The sequence below is a fragment of the Streptomyces sp. NPDC007983 genome (assembly GCF_042958345.1).
Lineage (GTDB): Bacteria > Actinomycetota > Actinomycetes > Streptomycetales > Streptomycetaceae > Streptomyces.
In genome coordinates this window covers 772,335-787,227 of sequence record NZ_JBIBJI010000004.1, presented here as the reverse complement: position 1 = coordinate 787,227, position 14,893 = coordinate 772,335, and the positions used below count along the sequence as shown (strand labels likewise).

Annotated in this window: 18 protein-coding genes; 9 read left to right on the top strand and 9 right to left on the bottom strand. The window is 72.2% G+C overall.

Features of this window, described 5'->3' with window-relative positions; genetic code table 11:
• The first annotated feature begins 117 nt into the window (after positions 1-117).
• On the top strand, positions 118-765 hold the full coding sequence (locus ACFZCY_RS16960) for an HAD-IA family hydrolase (RefSeq protein WP_391173615.1): 648 nt from the start codon (positions 118-120) through the stop codon (positions 763-765).
• Positions 766-991: 226 nt separating this feature from the next.
• Here the strand turns inward: ACFZCY_RS16960 and ACFZCY_RS16955 are convergent, their stop codons facing one another.
• Positions 992-1,864: an undecaprenyl-diphosphate phosphatase gene (locus ACFZCY_RS16955; protein ID WP_391173613.1), complete on the bottom strand. Its 873-nt coding sequence runs from the start codon at positions 1,862-1,864 to the stop codon at positions 992-994.
• A gap of 254 nt (positions 1,865-2,118) precedes the next feature.
• Between ACFZCY_RS16955 and ACFZCY_RS16950 the strand changes: the two genes are divergently transcribed.
• Positions 2,119-3,612, top strand: coding sequence for an MFS transporter (locus ACFZCY_RS16950; protein ID WP_391173610.1), 1,494 nt, complete (start codon positions 2,119-2,121; stop codon positions 3,610-3,612).
• Positions 3,613-3,661: 49 nt separating this feature from the next.
• Here ACFZCY_RS16950 and ACFZCY_RS16945 read toward each other — a convergent pair whose 3' ends face one another.
• Positions 3,662-4,366: a VTT domain-containing protein gene (locus ACFZCY_RS16945; protein WP_391173607.1), complete on the bottom strand. Its 705-nt coding sequence runs from the start codon at positions 4,364-4,366 to the stop codon at positions 3,662-3,664.
• A 194-nt stretch (positions 4,367-4,560) separates the two neighbouring features.
• On the opposite strand from ACFZCY_RS16945, the gene ACFZCY_RS16940 reads away from it, so the two are divergent.
• The 3 genes from ACFZCY_RS16940 (at position 4,561) to ACFZCY_RS16930 (ending at position 6,952) form a co-directional block, all read left to right on the top strand.
• Positions 4,561-4,719, top strand: a complete 159-nt coding sequence (locus ACFZCY_RS16940; protein ID WP_391173604.1) for a hypothetical protein — start codon at positions 4,561-4,563, stop codon at positions 4,717-4,719.
• A gap of 123 nt (positions 4,720-4,842) precedes the next feature.
• Positions 4,843-6,024 carry an elongation factor Tu gene (gene tuf / locus ACFZCY_RS16935; RefSeq protein ID WP_391173695.1) on the top strand — a complete coding sequence of 394 codons (1,182 nt, stop codon included), beginning with the start codon at positions 4,843-4,845 and terminating at the stop codon, positions 6,022-6,024.
• A gap of 79 nt (positions 6,025-6,103) precedes the next feature.
• Positions 6,104-6,952: a fused MFS/spermidine synthase gene (locus ACFZCY_RS16930; RefSeq protein WP_391173602.1), complete on the top strand. Its 849-nt coding sequence runs from the start codon at positions 6,104-6,106 to the stop codon at positions 6,950-6,952.
• 54 nt (positions 6,953-7,006) lie between these two features.
• Here the strand turns inward: ACFZCY_RS16930 and ACFZCY_RS16925 are convergent, their stop codons facing one another.
• Positions 7,007-8,302: an MFS transporter gene (locus ACFZCY_RS16925; protein WP_391173599.1), complete on the bottom strand. Its 1,296-nt coding sequence runs from the start codon at positions 8,300-8,302 to the stop codon at positions 7,007-7,009.
• Between the two features lie 58 nt (positions 8,303-8,360).
• Positions 8,361-9,449 carry a hypothetical protein gene (locus ACFZCY_RS16920; RefSeq protein ID WP_391173597.1) on the bottom strand — a complete coding sequence of 363 codons (1,089 nt, stop codon included), beginning with the start codon at positions 9,447-9,449 and terminating at the stop codon, positions 8,361-8,363.
• 84 nt (positions 9,450-9,533) lie between these two features.
• Here ACFZCY_RS16920 and ACFZCY_RS16915 point away from each other — a divergent pair, with 84 nt between their 5' ends.
• Positions 9,534-9,986 (top strand): DUF4442 domain-containing protein, encoded by a 453-nt coding sequence (locus ACFZCY_RS16915; protein WP_391173594.1) that lies wholly within the window; start codon positions 9,534-9,536, stop codon positions 9,984-9,986.
• A 193-nt stretch (positions 9,987-10,179) separates the two neighbouring features.
• Positions 10,180-10,884: a VTT domain-containing protein gene (locus ACFZCY_RS16910; protein ID WP_391173591.1), complete on the top strand. Its 705-nt coding sequence runs from the start codon at positions 10,180-10,182 to the stop codon at positions 10,882-10,884.
• A 10-nt stretch (positions 10,885-10,894) separates the two neighbouring features.
• Here the strand turns inward: ACFZCY_RS16910 and ACFZCY_RS16905 are convergent, their stop codons facing one another.
• Entirely contained in the window at positions 10,895-11,443 is a 549-nt protein-coding gene (locus tag ACFZCY_RS16905; protein ID WP_391173588.1) for a DapH/DapD/GlmU-related protein, read from the bottom strand.
• Positions 11,444-11,485: 42 nt separating this feature from the next.
• A complete protein-coding gene (locus tag ACFZCY_RS16900) occupies positions 11,486-12,352 on the bottom strand; it encodes an EamA family transporter (protein ID WP_391173586.1) in 867 nt (288 codons plus the stop codon).
• Between the two features lie 97 nt (positions 12,353-12,449).
• On the opposite strand from ACFZCY_RS16900, the gene ACFZCY_RS16895 reads away from it, so the two are divergent.
• Together ACFZCY_RS16895 and ACFZCY_RS16890 are read left to right on the top strand one after the other, a co-directional pair.
• Complete coding sequence (locus ACFZCY_RS16895) at positions 12,450-13,022, top strand: cupin domain-containing protein (protein ID WP_391173584.1); 573 nt, start codon at positions 12,450-12,452, stop codon at positions 13,020-13,022.
• Between the two features lie 41 nt (positions 13,023-13,063).
• On the top strand, positions 13,064-13,618 hold the full coding sequence (locus tag ACFZCY_RS16890; protein ID WP_391173582.1) for a YbaK/EbsC family protein: 555 nt from the start codon (positions 13,064-13,066) through the stop codon (positions 13,616-13,618).
• Positions 13,619-13,621: 3 nt separating this feature from the next.
• Here ACFZCY_RS16890 and ACFZCY_RS16885 read toward each other — a convergent pair whose 3' ends face one another.
• The 3 genes from ACFZCY_RS16885 to ACFZCY_RS16875 all read right to left on the bottom strand — a co-directional run bounded on the left by ACFZCY_RS16885 (position 13,622) and on the right by ACFZCY_RS16875 (position 14,875).
• Positions 13,622-14,107, bottom strand: a complete 486-nt coding sequence (locus ACFZCY_RS16885; RefSeq protein WP_391173579.1) for a GNAT family N-acetyltransferase — start codon at positions 14,105-14,107, stop codon at positions 13,622-13,624.
• 31 nt (positions 14,108-14,138) lie between these two features.
• On the bottom strand, positions 14,139-14,576 hold the full coding sequence (locus ACFZCY_RS16880) for a CoA-binding protein (RefSeq protein ID WP_391173577.1): 438 nt from the start codon (positions 14,574-14,576) through the stop codon (positions 14,139-14,141).
• Positions 14,577-14,671: 95 nt separating this feature from the next.
• The gene (locus tag ACFZCY_RS16875; RefSeq protein ID WP_391173574.1) at positions 14,672-14,875 is read right to left on the bottom strand and encodes an MbtH family NRPS accessory protein; all 204 of its coding nucleotides are present in this window, start codon (positions 14,873-14,875) and stop codon (positions 14,672-14,674) included.
• Between the last annotated feature and the right edge of the window lie 18 nt (positions 14,876-14,893).

Below are 14,893 nucleotides of genomic sequence, written 5' to 3'. Positions count from 1 at the left end.
GCGGCCGCTGGCGCGGCTGGGGAAGAACGAGTGGGGGACGGTCGGCGAGGTGCTGGAGATCGAGCGGGTCCGGTACGCGGACTGGGCGCAGGAGAAGGGGGCGGGGGAGGGCGCGTCGTGATCGATGTGGTGGCGTTCGACGTCGGCTCCACCCTGGTGCGGGAGGACCGCTACTGGGCCTCGTGGGCCGACTGGCTCGGGGTGCCCCGGCATACGCTGTCCGCCCTGGTGGGGGCCGTGGTCGCGCAGGGGCGGGACGACGGGGACGCGATTCGGCTGGCCAGGCCGGGGGTGGATGTCGCCGCGGAGCGGCGGGCGTGGGATGCGGCGGGGCGGGGGGAGTGGCTGGAGGAGCGCGATCTGTATCCGGACGCGCGGCCCGCGCTCCGGGCGCTGCGTGCGCTGGGGGTGCGGGTCGTGGTGGCCGGGAACCAGCCGGTGCGTATGGGGGAGCTGCTGCGCGGGCTGGAGCTGCCGGTGGACGCCGTCGCGACGTCCGGGGAGTGGGGGGTGGCCAAGCCCGATCCGGGATTCTTCGAGCGGGTCGTCGAGCTGGGCGGGGCCGCGCCGGACCGGACGGTGTACGTGGGCGACCATCCGGCGTTCGACATCCGGGCGGCGCAGGCCGCCGGGCTGCGGGCCGCGCATGTCCGCCGGGGGCCCTGGGGTCATCTGTGGGCTGCCGGTGATGACGTGGCGCGGGCGGACTGGCGGGTTTCGGGGCTGGGGGAGCTGGTCGAGGTCATCCGCGACGGGAGGGGATGAGGCGCGGCTCAGGGGGGAGGTCGTACGGAGTGTGATGCATTCACACCCCGTGTGATGGGAGTGCTTGCATATATCTATCGCACACCCTCCCGCCGCGCGCCGCGTGGCGGTTGACTCTTCGCATACCGCTCAGGGGGCGCCAGACCTGAGCGAAGGGGCCGCCGGACCTCCTCCCTCCTCGGCCGGCGGCCCATCTCTCCTTCTCACATGCTGCGCGTGGTGGAGATCAGCCCGCCGACTCGGCCGCGTGGGCGCTCAGCACGCCCATGCCGATCAGGGCGAACAGTGCCAGGCCCAGCAGGATTCGGTAGATCACGAACGGCATGAAGCTCTTGCTGGAGATGAACTTCATGAACCAGGCGATGACGGCATAACCGACGACGAAGGCGATGACGGTCGCGAAGATCGTAGGACCCCACTCGGTGTGTCCCTCGGACGCGTCCTTCAGCTCGAAGGCCCCGGAGGCCAGTACGGCCGGGACGGCGAGGAGGAAGGAGTAGCGGGCCGCGGCCTCGCGGGTGTAGCCCATGAGCAGACCACCGCTGATGGTCGCGCCGGACCGGGAGACACCGGGGACGAGCGCCATCGCCTGGCATATGCCGAAGATCAGTCCGTCCCGGACGCTCAGCTCCTGCAGCGACTTGCGCTGCTTGGCGACGCGGTGCTTGCCGCCCGTCTCGTCGCGTGCGGCCCGCCGGTCCGCGTAGCCGAGCACGATACCCATGACGATGAGGGTGGTGGCGATGAGCCGCAGATCGCGGAACGGGCCCTCGATCGCGTCCTGCAGCGTGAGGCCGAGCACACCGATCGGGATGGAGCCGACGATCACCAGCCAGCCCATCTGGGCATCGTGGTCGCCGCGCCACTCCTTGTTGAACAGGGAGCGGAACCAGGCGCTGACGATCCGGGCTATGTCCTTGCGGAAGTAGATGAGTACCGCCAGCTCGGTGCCTATCTGGGTGATCGCGGTGAAGGCTGGGCCAGGGTCGCTCCAGCCCGCGAAGGCGGCCGTGAGGCGCAGATGGGCGCTGGAGGAGATCGGAAGAAACTCGGTCAGCCCCTGGACCAGCCCGAGGATGAAAGATTCAAACCACGACATTGCGTCTACGCTATCCAAAGGCTGATCATGCGCTGTTCTGGCATGCCGGAACAGGCGGGGCGGCCGAGGGGAAGGCCGGCGGCCGGAGATCGGCAACCGGTTGTGGTGGCAGCGTAGCGTCCCCGGGCGGACGGCCTGCCAAGGGCCCGGCCCGATGGCCGGTTTACCCATATGAACAGGGGTACTCGGCGGTCTTTCGGAGTGTGTTCGGAATGCGATCACCGAACGCCGCCCAGCCGCCGCCGAGGAGCCTCATGACCACCACCGGGCCGGACGCGCCACGGCCACCCCGGGACGGGGACGCCGCGATCGTCACCACCAAGGTTCCGGCGCGGCTGGACCGGCTCCCCTGGTCCGGCTGGCACTGGATGGTCGTCATCGGCCTGGGCACCGTATGGATCCTGGACGGCCTGGAAGTGACGGTCGTCGGCAACATCGCCAGCCGCCTCTCCGAGCCCGGCAGCGGGCTGCCCATCACCGACGCCCAGGTGACGGGCATGGCGGCGGCGCTCTACGTCGCCGGGGCCTGCACCGGGGCGCTGGTCTTCGGCTGGCTCACCGACCGGTACGGCCGCAAGAAACTCTTCCTCATCACGCTCGGCGTCTACCTCGCCGCCACCGCGCTGACCGCCGTGTCCTTCTCCGTCTGGTGGTTCTTCCTCTTCCGCTTCCTCACCGGCTTCGGCATCGGCGGGGAGTACGCGGCCATCAACTCCGCGATCGACGAGCTGATTCCCAGCCGCTACCGGGGCCGCGTCGACATCGTCATCAACGGGAGCTTCTGGCTCGGCGCCGTGGGCGGTTCGCTGTTGTCCGTCCTGATGCTCAACACCCGCTTCTTCCCGGCGGACATCGGCTGGCGGCTCACCTTCGCGCTCGGCGTCGTCCTCGGGCTCGCGATCCTCCTGGTGCGCCGCCACGTCCCCGAAAGCCCGCGCTGGATGTTCATCCACGGCCGGTCGGAGGGCGCCGAGGAACTGGTCCGGGAGGTCGAGCGGCGGGTCGAGGAGGAACGGGGCGTCACGCTGCCGGAACCGTCCGAGGACATCACCATCAAAACCCGGAAGAGCACCGGGTTCGTGGACATCGCCCGTACGCTCTTCCGCAAGTACCCCAAGCGCGCCGTGCTGGGCCTGGCCCTCTTCATCGGGCAGGCGTTTCTGTACAACGCCATCACCTTCGGCTTCGGTTCGATCCTGGTGACGTTCTTTCGGGTGCCCAGCGGCGACACCGGCTACTACTTCGCCGTCATCGCCGCCGGCAACTTCATCGGGCCGCTGCTGCTCTCCCGGCTCTTCGACACCCTGGGGCGGAGGACGATGATCGCGGGGACGTATGTCCTCTCCGGTGCGCTGCTGTTCGTCACCGCCTGGATGTTCGGCCGGGGCTGGCTCACCGCGGCGACCATGACGGGCTGCTGGTGCGTGGTCCTCTTCTTCGCCTCGGCGGGCGCGAGTTCCGCGTATCTGACGGCCAGCGAGGTCTTCCCGATGGAGACGCGCGCCCTGGCCATCGCCTTCTTCTACGCCATCGGCACGGCGGCCGGTGGGATCAGCGGCCCGCTGATCTTCGCCGAGCTGACGCAGAGCGGGGTCGTCGGGGACACGGTCCTGGCCTTCTGCGTCGGGGCGTCGCTGATGGTCGTGGCCGGGGTGGTGGCCGCCTTCCTGGCCGTACCGGCGGAACAGCGCTCGCTGGAGGACGTCGCCGAGCCGCTGTCCGCGCGCGCCGCGGCGAACCCGCACTGAGCCGCCGCATCCCCCGCCCCTGAGCGGTACGGGCCGCCCCGTACCGCTCTCAGGCGCCCCGTAGCCTGCCGCGCTTGCGCCAGGCCACGACGAGCCCGGCGAGGGCGGGTACGGCGATACAGGTCAGCGCGATCAGGAAGACGGGCGAGGTGGGCGTGGCCGCGTGGCCGCCCGCCACCACGTACGCCGCCGTGTTCGGCACACAGCCGAGCCCGGTCGCCAGCAGGAACGCGGGCCAGCCCATCCGTGAGATCGCCGCGCAGTAGTTCGCGGCGGCGAACGGTACGCCAGGGAAGAGCCGGATCGCCAGCATGGAGCGGAACCCGTGCCGGCTCAGCTGCCGGTCGGCCGCGCCCAGCCAGCGGCCCCGCAGCAGCGGGCGCAGCGCGTCCTGCCCCAGCAGTCTGCCCAGGCCGAAGGAGATCCCGGCGCCGAGCACCGTACCGACGACGGCCGCGGCGAGACCGGTCTGGGCGCCGAGGAGCACACCAGCCGCCAGGTTCAGCAGCGGCCTGGGCACCAGCGCGGCGGTGCACAGCCCGTACGCGGCCGCGAACAGCACCACGGCCGCCGCCCCCGACAGCTGTGGCGGCCAGCCGTCGGCCAGCAGCCGCTGCGGCTGCCACACCCACACCGCGATCGCGGAACCGGCCAGCAGCGCGGCGAGCAGCCCCAGCCGTGACCACGGCGAGAACAGCACGGCGCGGGTGCGGCGCACGGCCGTTTTCGGGGAGGGGGCGGCGACATCGAGCATCGGGGGAGCGTAACCGACCGGGCCGGGGGAACGCTGTGATGTCGTTCGCTCGTCGGCTGGTTGTCGCCCCGTTGATACAAGGGCCGATCCGGACGGCCGTCTCCCGGGCACCAGGGGTTCGCATGCGTCGCACCGGGCCCCGTGCGCCACGAAAACCATTCGACGGGGACCGAACGGTACGCAATGATCACGGCATGTTCCGGTATGCCTTCCTCGTGATGACGTCCGCGGTCGCGGACGCGCCGAAGGCTGCCGCCCTGTTCTTCGACGCCCTCTTCTCCGACGCCGCCTTCTTCGGCGCCGCGTTCTCCGACGCCCCGGCAGCCGCCCTCTTCGACGGCGCCCGAAGCTGACCCTCCTCGGACCACTCCGACGGACCCCGCCAGGGGAGGGTCGGCCAGGCACCGGGGTCCGCGCTTCCCTTGCCGTTCCGAGGAGGAACAGCCCGCATGTCCGCCACGTCCAAGCTGCCCAAGGTGTCCAAGCCGGCCTACGTGCGCACCAAGCCGCATCTGAACATCGGCACCATGGGGCACGTCGACCACGGCAAGACCACGCTCACCGCCGCCATCACCAAGGTCCTCAGCGAGCGCGGCTCCGGCGGCACCTATGTGCCGTTCGACCGCATCGACCGGGCGCCGGAGGAGGCCGCGCGCGGCATCACCATCAACATCGCGCACGTCGAGTACGAGACCGGCACCCGGCACTACGCGCACGTCGACATGCCGGGCCACGCCGACTTCATCAAGAACATGGTGACCGGCGCGGCCCAGCTCGACGGCGCCATCCTCGTCGTCTCGGCGCTCGACGGCGTCATGCCGCAGACCGCCGAACACGTGCTGCTCGCCCGCCAGGTGGGGGTCGACCACATCGTCGTCGCCCTCAACAAGGCCGACGCGGGCGACCCCGAACTCACCGACCTGGTCGAGCTGGAGGTGCGCGAGCTGCTGTCCGCGCACGGCTACCCCGGCGAGGCCACGCCCGTGGTACGGGTCTCCGGGCTGCGCGCGCTGGAGGGCGACCCGCGCTGGACCGGTGCGATCGAGGCGCTGCTCGACGCCGTCGACATCTACGTACCCACCCCGGTGCGCTACACCGACGCCCCGTTCCTGCTGCCGGTGGAGAACGTGCTGACCATCACCGGCCGCGGCACCGTGGTCACCGGCGCCGTCGAGCGTGGCACGGTGCGCGTCGGCGACCGCGTCGAGGTGCTGGGCGCGGACGTGACGACGGTCGTCACGGGCGTCGAGACCTTCGGCAAGCCCATGGAGTCCGCCGAGGCGGGCGACAACGTGGCGCTGCTGCTGCGCGGGGTGGCCCGGGACGGGGTGCGCCGCGGGCAGGTGGTCGCGGCGCCCGGCAGCGTCGTGCCCCGGCGGCGCTTCACCGCGAGCGTGTACGTGCTGTCGGCGGCCGAGGGCGGCCGCCGTACCCCGGTGGTGACCGGTTACCGGCCGCAGTTCTACCTGCGTACGGCCGATGTGGTCGGCGAGGTGGACCTCGGGGCCGCCGGGGTGGCCCGCCCCGGTGACACCGTCACCCTGACGGTGGAGCTGGGCCGCGCGGTGCCGCTGGAGCCGGGGCTCGGCTTCGCGATCCGCGAGGGCGGCCGCACGGTGGGCGCGGGCACGGTGCTCACCGTGCCCGACCAGCCGTAGGGGAGGCCTCCCGCTCGCCCGGCCCCGCCGGGGAGGGCGAGCGGGAGCCGTGACCTGCCCGGGACGGCACAATGGGACGGTGAACGAGCCGATACCCGTGACCCGGGACGTGGACCACGGCACCGCCAAGCTGATGCCGGACCTGGACCGCCCGCGCGCCTGGCTGCTCACGGTGGACGGCGCACCCCAGTCGTACGTCGACCTGGACGACCCCGGTCACCTGGAGTTCGAGTACGCGCGCCGGCTCGCCCATGTCCTCGACGGGACCGGCGAGCCCGGTGCGCCGCTGGACGCCCTGCATCTGGGCGGCGGGGCGCTGACCCTGCCCCGCTATCTGGCCGCCACCCGGCCCGGCTCCCGGCAGCAGGTGATCGAGGCCGACGGCGGACTGCTGGAGCTGGTCGCCGAGCAGCTGCCGCTGCCGCCGGGCGGCGCGGGCATCACGGTGCGCCGGGCGGACGCCCGCGCCGCGCTGGAGGCCGCGCCGGAGGCGTCCGCCGATGTCATCGTGGCCGATGTGTTCGGCGGTTCGCGGGTGCCCGCGCATCTGACCTCGGTGGCGTACGCGCGCGCCGCGGCCCGGGTGCTGCGCCCCGGCGGCGTTTACGCGGCCAACCTCGCCGACAGCGCGCCGTTCACCTTCCTCCGCTCCCAACTGGCCACATTCCGCACCGTGTTCGCGCAGCTGTGCCTGATCGCGGAGCCCGCGGTGCTGCGCGGCCGCCGGTTCGGGAACGCGGTGCTGGTGGCCTCGCAGGGCGAGCTGCCGGTCGGGGTGCTGGCGCGGCGTACCGCGGCCGACGCGTTTCCGGCGCGGGTGGAGCACGGGGCGGCGCTGGAGCGGTTCACGGGCGACGCGGTGCCGGTGCGGGACGAGGACGCGGTGCCGTCGCCCGAGCCGCCGGGCGGGGCGTTCAGCGTCGGGTGACGGTACGGCACGTCCGCCGGCCGGGGATGCCGTAGGGCACAAGACGAGCGGCCCTCAGAGCTTTTCCGGGGCCGCCGTCGGCTCGGTGGCGGGCATTCCCTCGGCGACCGGGGCCGGTTGGCGGCGCCGCAGCCGCCGTACGTCCGGTACGCACAGCACCGCCAGGGTCAGCAGCAGGATCAGCGACGAGCACCCCCACAGCGCGGCGGACCGCCCGAAGGCGCTCTCGGCGGGTCCCGCGAGGGCGGTGGCGAGGGGGACCATGGCGATGGAGCCCATCCAGTCGTACGCCGCCACCCGGGACAGCTTGTCCTCGGGGATCTCCTGGTGCAGGGCGGTCATCCAGGACACCCCGAACACCTCGACCGACGCCCCGGCGACGAACATCACCGCCCACAGCGCGGGCGCGGACAGCGGGACGGCGAGCGCGGCCGACGGCAGGGCGAACGGCAGCACGCTCAGGGTGCCAGCGAGCAGCAGGCGGCGCGGTCTCCAGCGGGTCATCGTCAGGCCGCCGACGACGGTGCCCGCGCCGAACGCCGCGAGCGCGAACCCCCAGGGCCGCGCCCCGCCCAGCTGCTCCTCGGAGACCAGCGGCCCGTACACCGCCTCGGCCGCGGCCACCACGGCGTTGACCACCGAGAACTGCAGCACGATGGTCCACAGCCAGGGCCGTCCGGTGAACTCCCGCCAGCCCTCGCGCAGATCGCGCAGCATGCCGCCGCCGGATTCGCGCGGTGCGATGTGACTGACGTCGAGCAGGGTGCGCAGCGCCCCGGCGGCGGCGAAGGCGGCGGCGTCGACGGCCAGCACCCAGCCCGGGCCGGCGACCGCCACCAGCGCGCCGCCCAGCGCGGCACCGCCGATCTGCGCGCCGTTGGTGCCCATCCGGAACAACGCGAAGGCGCGGGCGGACTGTTCGGCGGTGACGCTGGAGAGCAGCATGCCCTCGGCGGCGGGGCTGAAGAACGCCTGCCCGGTGCCGCTGAGCGCGGCGAGCACGGCCATCTGCCACAGCCGCGCCTCGCCGGTGAGCACGAGCACCGCGAAGACGCTCTGCGAGGCGCAGTTGAGGGCGTTGGCCGCGACCATCACCCGGTGCCGCGGCAGCCGGTCCGCCAACGCGCCGCCGATCAGCAGGAAGGCGACGAGCGGGACGGTACGGGCCGCGGCGACCAGCCCGACGTCGCCGCCGTCCCCGCCCGCGTCCAGCACCGCGAACGCCGCCGCGATGAGGGCCCCGGAGTTTCCGAGGCCCGTCACCATCGCGGCGGCGGTCAGCAGGGTGTAGTTGCGACCCGCCCAGGCGGGGCGGTGCGGTCGGGGACGCGGGGCCGGTGGAGTGGTCACGCAGCCGAACTATCCCGGGGGCGGGCCCCGGCGTCCAACCCAATTCCGGCCGCGTCGATCAGGAGCCCTCGGACTTCACCGGACGCAGGGTGCTCATGATCTTTTTGATGGTGGCGTCCGGGACCTCGTCCTTGACGCCCTTGGCGGAGTAGAGCACCCAGGTCGCGAAGTCGCCGTTGATATCCGTGTAGGTGACGGTGACCGCCTTGCCGTCCGTGACGCACTTGTCGGTCTTCTTGACGCCGGTGACCGTGGCCGTGGAGGTGTAGCCCTTGAGCCCGTGCTCGCTCTTGAACGGCTTGGCGTCGGTGACCTTGCGGGTGCCGGTCTGCTTCTGGTCGAAGGCGGCGAAGACCCAGTTCTCGGCCTCGGTCTTGGCGGCGGAGGCCTCGGTCTTGGCGCCCTGCGCGCCCTTGGTGCCGACCCCGGCGATGCCGCTGGTCTCCTCCTCGCCGTTCTTGCCCTTGACCGTGCAGGCGTTTTCCTTGTACTTGGCCGGGGCGGACATGATGACGAGCGGGTTGCCCTTCTCGTCCTCGAAGCCGATGCTCAGGTCCGGCTTCTTCACCGTCCAGTTCGCGGGCACGTCGAAGGCGTCATGCCGCTTGGGGCTGACGACCGTCTGCCAGCCGGATATCACCGGCTTCACCTCGGTCGCGTCGCCGCCCGCGCGCGGGTTGTCCTCGCCGCCCGCGGAGGGGTCCTCGGCCGGGGCGGAGGAGGCGGCGGAGGACGCGGGCTTCTTGCTGTCCTTCGCCTGGTCGTCCTTGTCGTCACCCTGGTTCAGGACGACGACACCGGTGATCACGGCAGCCGCGACGACCGCCACCGCGGCGACGATCGCGATGGTCGCCGTGCGCTTCTTCTGCGGCGGCTGCGGCGGCTGCGGTGGCCCGGCCGGTCCGGACGGCGTGTTCCAGCCGTGTGCGGGCTGGTTCTGCGGTGGTCCGTAGCCCGGCTGCGGTCCCGGCTGGCCTGGCTGGCCCGGCGGCTGGCCGGGGTAGCCCGGCTGTGGCTGCTGATACGGATTCGGCTGCTGATAGCCCGGTTGCTGGTACGGATTGGGCTGTTGATACCCCGGTTGCTGATAGGGGTTCTGATCCTGCGGATTGTGCTCGCCCCCGGGCGGCTGCTGTCCTGGCCACATGGCCGATAACGATAGAGGGGGCCGCCGGCAGCGGCTACGGCCGCCCCGTTCCCGAATGTGCTACTGGGTGGTAACTTCCGGGGCATGTCAGAGACACTGCCGTCCATCGGCGACATGCTCGCGGCCACCGTGCCCATGGTGCGCACCCTGAACCTGGAGTTCGTCGAGGCGTCGGCCGAACGCGCCGTGGTGCGCCTGCCCGACCAGCCCGATCTGCACAACCACGTCGGCGGACCGCACGCGGGGGCGATGTTCACCCTGGCCGAATCAGCGTCCGGCGCGGTCGTCCTCGCCGCCTTCGGCGACCAGCTCCAGCGCGCCGTACCGCTGGCCGTGCGCGCCGAGATCGAGTACAAGAAGCTCGCCAAGGGGCCGGTCACCGCCACCGCCCGGCTCGGCCGGCCGGTGGCCGAGGTGGTGGCCGGACTCGACGCGGGCGAGCGCCCCGAATTCCCCGTAAAGATCGAGATCACACGCGAGGACGGAGCGGTCACCGGGGAGATGTCCGTCACCTGGACGCTGCGGCCGCAGGACTGAGCGGCGGCCTCCCTCCCCGCACGGGCCGCTCGTACGGGGGTGTCTCCCCCTCGTACGGGGCCGCCCGGCGCGCCGATGTGGCCGGGACCACGCATCGTGGAATGTGGCGGACGCGCCGATTGAGTACGCTTCCCGAAGTGCGCTCGATCGGGCGTGCGCCGACCATGGATCGGCATACGGGAGGGAACCGGCGTTGCACATCGAGGAATGGCTCGACACCGTACCCGCGATCAGTGTGTATCTGCTCGTCGGCCTGGTCATCGGCCTCGAAAGCCTGGGCATCCCGCTCCCCGGAGAGATCATCCTCGTCAGCGCCTCGCTGCTGGCGGCCTCCCAGGACCACATCAACCCCTACATCCTCGGTGGCTGCGCCATCGCGGGGGCGGTGATCGGCGACTCGATCGGCTATCTGATCGGCCGCAAGGGCGGTAAGCCCCTGCTCGCCTGGCTGGGCCGTAAATTCCCCAAGCACTTCGGCGCCGATCATGTGGCGTCCGCCGAGCGGTCCTTCCAGAAGTGGGGCATGTGGGCGGTCTTCGTGGGCCGCTTCATCGCGCTGCTGCGCATCTTCGCGGGCCCGCTGGCCGGGGTGCTGCGCATGCCGTACTGGAAGTTCGCCATCGCCAACGTGCTCGGCGGCATCGTCTGGGCGGGCGGCACCACCGCGGTCATCTACTCCGTCGGGAAGGTCGCCGAGGACTGGCTCAAGCGCTTCTCCTACCTCGGGCTCGTGGCCGCGCTGTGCTTCGGCCTCGGCTCGATGCTGGTGATGAAGTGGCGTACGAAGAAGGCGCAGGAGAAGGCTCGGCGGCGGGCCGCCGAGCAGTCGGTCGCGGCCGGCGGTTCCGGAGCCGGAGCGGAGGCGGCCGAGCCGGAGCCCGTCCCAGCCGCCGAGTAGCCGCTTGGCGTCACTCCGCCTCGCCGGCCCGCCCCTCCGCCGCAGCGCGGTGATGGCGGGCCAGTTCCACATAGCCCTCGGCGTTCAGCCGGACGTGCTCCCGCTCCTCCTCGGTCAGCTCGCGCCTGACCTTCGCCGGAACGCCCGCCACCAGCGAGCCCGGCGGCACCCGCATCCCCTGCGGCACCAGTGCCTGGGCGGCGATCAGTGAGCCCGCGCCGATGTGCGCGCCGTTCAGCACCGTGGCGCCCATGCCGACCAGGACGTCGTCCTCGACGGTGCAGCCGTGCAGCACCGCGTTGTGGCCCACCGTGACCCGCTCGCCGACGGTGGCCGGGAAGCCGGGGTCGGCGTGCACGGTGCAGTTGTCCTGGATGTTGCTGTGCGCGCCCACGCTGATCGACTCGGCGTCGCCGCGCAGCACGGCGTGGTACCAGACGCTCGCTCCCGCGGCCACCGACACATCGCCGATCACCACGGAGGTCGGGGCGGTGAACGCCTCCGGATCGACCTTCGGCTCCTTGCCGCCCACTCCCGCGATCAGCGCCCGCTCCGCCACTGCCGTCTCCTTCGGTCCGCGTTTCCTGCCGTTCCCGGCACGTTAGCCCGTCGTCAGCAGCACCGTGCCCACCAGGGCGAGCCCGGCGCCGGTCGCCTGCACCGCGCGCAGCCGCTCGCCCAGCAGCCCGCGGGCGGCGAGCGCGGTCACCACCGGGTACAGCGAGGCGAGCACGGCGGCGATGGTGACCGGCCCGTGGTGGGCGGCCAGGTTGTAGGTGCCGTTGGCGGCGACGTCGGCCAGGCCCACGAAGGCGAGCGCGGGCAGGGTCGCCGCGACGGCGCGCAGGCCGCCCTCGGGCAGCGCGCGGGCGCCGCGCCGTACGGAGACCAGCAGCGCGGTGCCGCCGACCACCACGTTGCACACCCGCTGCACGAACAGCGCGAGGAAGAGCCCGGTCAGGGTGGAGGACGCCTCGGCGATCAGCGCCATCACCGAGCCGAAGCCCAGCGCGGCGACCAGGGTGAGCAGCAGGGTCTGCCGCTGTACGGGGGCGCCGCCGGTCTGCGGCCCGCCGGCCAGGACCACCCCGGCCACCGCCACCACGACCCCGGCCAGCTGGAGCAGCCCGGGCCGCTCGCCGAGTACGATCGCGACCGCGAGCGGCACCATGACCCCGCCCAGGGCGCCGAGCGGGGAGACGACACCCATCGGGCCGAGCGCGAGCGCCCGGTAGAAGCAGAGCATGGCGGCCGGGCCCACCACGCCCGCCGCCGCGGCGAACCACAGCTGCGGCCCGGCCTCGGACCAGCCGCCGGTGGCGACCACGATCGCGCCGAGCACGGTCACCGCGATGATCTGCGAGACGACGACCACCGTGAGCGCGGGGGTGCGCCGGGTGAGCAGCCCTCCGCCGAAGTCGGCCAGCCCCCACATGAGGCTGGTGGCCAGAGCGAAGAGTGCGGACATGGGGAAACCTCGCCGTACAGTGAGATGGACGCTGGAGTACACCCCACCGTAGTTCAATCTGTTCGACTATGCCATTTACAATATTGGACTGGAATCCGTGACGGACCTCGATCAGCTCACACAGTCGCTCGCCCGCAATCTCAAGCGCTGGCGCAACGAACGCGCCTACACCCTGGACGCCCTCGCCACCCGCGCCGGGGTCAGCCGGGGCATGATCATCCAGATCGAGCAGGCCCGTACGAACCCGAGCGTCGGCACCACCGTGAAGCTCGCCGATGCGCTCGGCGTGAGCATCACCACCCTGCTCGACTACGAGCAGGAAGCGCGGGTGCGGCTCGTGCCGCCCGAGCAGGCGGTGCGGATGTGGTCCACGGAGGCGGGCAGCCACACCGTGCTGCTCGTCGGTACGGAGGCGCGGGGGCCGCTGGAGCTGTGGGACTGGCGGCTGATGCCGGGCGACGGCAGCGACTCGGATCCGCACCCGCCCGGCACCGTCGAGATGCTGCACGTCCGCGACGGTGAGCTCACGCTCGTGGTCGACGACCAGGAGTACGCCGTGCCCGCCGGCACCTCGGCGATCTTCGAGTCGAACGTGCCGCACGCCTACCGCAACGACGGCGAGGGGGCCGTCACCATGACCCTGGCGGTGTCCATCCCGCCCCCGCGCTGAGCGGGCCCGCCCCGGCCCCGTACGGCTGTTACGTTGTCGCCATGAGTACCCCGATGGACGCCTTCGACGATATCCGACCCGCCGTGGAGCGCCTCGATCTGCTGACCGCCCCCGTCGCCGGCGCGCTGCGCGCGTGGAGCGGTTCGGCCCCCGTGGAGCAGATCCTCTACGTGGACACCGACCCGGACAAGGCCGACACCGCCGTGCTCGTCGAGAACTACGGCTCCTGGCTGCTGGAGCAGTCCGCCAACTGCGTGGTGGTGGCCGGGAAGCGGGGCGGTGAGGTCACGCTCGCCGCGTGCCTGGTCCTCGCCCACACCCGCGCGGACGTCAACGGGGTCGTACGGCGCCATCTGGGCGCCCGTAAGGCGTCGTTCGCGCCGATCGAAACGGCGACAGGCGAGAGCGGCATGGAGTTCGGCGGCATCACCCCGATCGGGCTGCCCGACGGCTGGCCGCTGCTGCTGGACGCCGCCGTCGCCGACATCCCGTACGCGCTCATCGGCAGCGGCAGCCGCCGGGGCAAGCTCATCGTGCCGGGCAAGGTGCTCGCCGGGCTGCCGGGCGCGGTCGTGCTGGAGGGGCTCGGCGTATAGCCGTCACGCACGACGCCGGGACAGATCCAGCGACAGCGGGATGGAGTGCTCGGCGAAGCCCAGGCTCCGGTACAGGTGCTCGGCGTCCTCCGTGGCGTGCAGGTCGACGCGGGTGACGTCCCGCGCGGCGAACCAGTCGAGCAGGGCCTCCGTCGTCGCGCGAGCGAAGCCCCGGCCTCGGTAGCGGGGGTCGGTGCACACGTTGAAGACGAACCCGAAGCGTCCCGTGGGGTGGGCGGGCGCGGGCAGCCGCTCCTCCACCCGCCCCACCGCGCACGCCGCCAGACGCGAGTCCCCGGGCTCGTCCCCGTCCACGACGAACGCGCCGAGCACGGGCTCCGGTTCGCTCAGCTGCCGCCGCACGGCCTCCTCGGCGCTCGCCTCCCAGGGGCCCGGCTCGTCCGTGCCGTGCATCGCGTGGAACATCAGCCGCCGCAGCCGGACCAGTTCGGCGGCGTCGTCGGGGCGGGCGGCGCGTATCGGGATCATCACATGACGCTACCCGGTGGAGCGCACCGGCTCACAGCGGGTTTCCCGCCCCGGTGCTCCCCCGGCCCAGCCGGGGGATCTCGATGGCGGGGCAGCGGTCCATCACCATCTCAAGACCCGCCGCGCGGGTCCGCTCGTACGCCGCCGGATCGACGACGCCGAGCTGGAACCACACCGCCTTGGCGCCGATCTCCACCGCCTGGTCCGCGACCGGCCCGGCCAGCTCGGAATTGACGAACACATCGACCACGTCGACCGGGAACGGGATCTCGGCGAGGGTGGCGTAGCCGGGCTCGCCGAGCACCGTCTCGGCCTTCGGGTGCACGGGCACGACGCGCTTGCCGTGGCGCTGGAGCACCCCGGCCACGCCGTAGGCCGCGCGGGCCTGGTTGGAGGACAGGCCGACGACCGCCCAGGTGTCGCCCAGCTCGCCCAGGATCGTGCGGATCGTCGCTTCGTCGCCGTACATGATTGCCTCCTGCGGGTGCGGTGTCCGTCCGGCCTCCTCGGGCGGAAACGGACACCGCGCCCCGGAGATTCCCCGGCGGGCGCCGGGGCGTCGCTTCAGGAACCCGACTCGGCCATGCGCTCGCGCAGACTGCGGGGCCGCATGTCGGTCCACACCTCGTCGACGTACGCGGAGCACTCGTCCTTGGTGCCCTCCTTGCCGACGGTCTGCCAGCCGTCGGGTACGTCGAGGTCGGCGGGCCACAGGGAGTACTGGTCCTCATCGTTGCGGAGCACCTGGTAGCGGGCGTTGTCGTCCATGAGCTGTTCTCCTCCATC